The 1,605-nt window shown below is 66.9% G+C and carries 2 protein-coding genes; one reads left to right on the forward strand and one right to left on the reverse strand.

The window, feature by feature from the left end; all coding sequences use genetic code 11:
* Positions 1-102: 102 nt before the first annotated feature.
* Positions 103-1,248, reverse strand: a complete 1,146-nt coding sequence (locus AX681_RS17515) for a glycosyltransferase family 4 protein (protein WP_066656232.1) — start codon at positions 1,246-1,248, stop codon at positions 103-105.
* 147 nt (positions 1,249-1,395) lie between these two features.
* Between AX681_RS17515 and AX681_RS17520 the strand changes: the two genes are divergently transcribed.
* A partial coding sequence (locus tag AX681_RS17520) for a hypothetical protein (protein WP_156456131.1) occupies positions 1,396-1,605 on the forward strand: 210 nt, incomplete at its 3' end.

Below are 1,605 nucleotides of genomic sequence, written 5' to 3' on the forward strand. Positions count from 1 at the left end.
TCCGCTGCTGCGATATGCCCCCGGCATATCGCTGATCGCAGCTACGCCCCCTCCGTCATCGCTGCGCGATGCCACCTCCCCTGCGGTGCAGGGGAGGAATGATCACCGCCCCCTCATCACCTCAAGATACGCATCCAGCACCGCCTGGTTCACTTGCGGCCACACCTGCGCCTGCATCCGCTGGTGCCCCAGCGCCCCGAACCGCGCGCGCATGTCCGCGTCGCGCGCCAGCCGCTCGATCGCGTCGGCATAGGCGGCAACGTCGCGCGGCGGGACCAGAAAGCCGGTCTCGCCCTCGACCACCAGATCCATCGCTCCGGTCGCGCGCGCGGCAACCACCGGCACGCCGCACGCCATCGCTTCCGACGTCACATTACCGAACGTCTCGGTGATCGACGGGTTGAAGAACACGTCCATCGACGCGACCGCGCGGCCGAGCGCATCGCCCGACTGGAACCCGGTAAAGATCGCCTCGGGCACCTGTCCCGCGAACCATTCCCGCGCCGGACCTTCGCCGACCACCAGCACCTTGTGCGGCACCCCGCGCCGGGTCAGCTCGCGCGCGACCTCGGCAAAGATGTCGAGCCCCTTTTCCAGCACCAGCCGCCCGAGGAAGCCGATGGCGGGAACATCATCGGCAATCCCCAGCCCGCGCCGCCACTCCAGGTCGCGCCGCTGCGGATTGAACCGTGCATGATCCACCCCGCGCGACCAGATGCCGATCGGCGTGGTCACGCCCCAGCTCTGGATCAGATCGGCGATCGACTGGCCCGGCACCATCACCCGATCGACCCGGTTGTAAAAGCGCTTCAGCCGCCGGATCAGCCACGGCTCGACAAAGCCCAGCCCATAGTAACGCGGATAGGTTTCGAACCGCGTGTGCAGCGACGCGACCACCGGAATGCCCTGCTTGCGCGCCCACGCCACCGCGGCATGGCCCAGAAATTCGGGTGCGGAAACATGGACCAGGTTCGGTGCAAACGCCTCCAGATCCTCCCGCGGCGCGCGCGGCAGGCCCAGCGCGACCTTATACTCGCCGCGCCCACCGGGCATGGCAAAGGCTGGCACGCTGACCAGATCGCCCTCCGGCTCAAACGCGGGCTTTTCGACGGTCGGCGAATAGACGCGCACCGTTACGCCAGCATCGAGCAAATGGCGCACCAGCTTGTTCAGCGCCTGGTTCGCGCCGTCGCGCACATAATTATAGTTGCCGCTGAACAGCGCAACGCGAAGGTCGGTCGGAGTCATCACGCCCCATTAGCTGCACGTGCGCGCACGCGCTACCTTTGCTCCAGGCGACCAACTCGTCTGTTGCCAAGTGTCGAAGATGCGATGAGAAAACTGCAAGAGGTCCAAAGGGGGAGAGCGGACGTGGCGGGAGGATTCGCGCGGAGCATGACGATCGCGGTTGCGGGCATCGCGGGGTTGGCCGCGCTCGCGCCCGCCTATGGCCAGGAACGCGCCGTCAGCGCGCGCCAGGCGGTCGATACCTTCATGCAGGGTCGGACGCTGGACGTGGTGATCGAGCCGCGCCCTGTGGCGTGCTCGCCCTCGTTTGAGGTCTGCTACTCGAACTATTTCCGCAAGCTGCGCTGGGTTCAGGAC

It is taken from the genome of Sphingomonas sp. CCH9-E2 (assembly GCF_001557215.1).
In the GTDB taxonomy this organism is placed as follows: domain Bacteria; phylum Pseudomonadota; class Alphaproteobacteria; order Sphingomonadales; family Sphingomonadaceae; genus Sphingomonas.